Below are 352 nucleotides of genomic sequence, written 5' to 3'. Positions count from 1 at the left end.
CTATCACTACGATCCGCTGGATCGCCTGATCAGCGTGCGTGGTGCAACGCCGGAGAGCTTCGCCCATGATCCGGCGGGCAACCTGCTGGGCCAGAACAACGAAGGCACCGCCAACCTCGCCAACGTCAAAGGCAATCGCCTGCTCATGCAGGGCGACCGCCACTATGACTACGACGCCTACGGCAACCTGATCCGCGAACGTCGCGGCACCGGCCAGAAGCTCGTCACTGAATACCGTTACGACTGCCAACACCGCTTGATCGGCGTCAGCCTGCCCGGTGGCAGCATCGCGAGTTACAAGTACGACGCCTTCGGCCGCCGCATCGAAAAGACCGTCAACGGCCACACCACA

The 352-nt window shown here is 62.5% G+C and carries 1 pseudogene; it reads left to right on the top strand.

Annotated features, from left to right (window positions below):
- Window positions 1-352 (top strand): annotated as a pseudogene (locus HU727_RS25585) (RHS repeat domain-containing protein); the annotation flags it as partial.

It is taken from the genome of Pseudomonas khorasanensis (genome assembly GCF_014268505.2).
Taxonomy (GTDB): Bacteria; Pseudomonadota; Gammaproteobacteria; order Pseudomonadales; family Pseudomonadaceae; genus Aquipseudomonas; species Aquipseudomonas khorasanensis.
The sequence above is the reverse complement of the archived record's forward strand: the minus strand, read 5'-3'. Positions and strand labels throughout refer to the sequence as shown.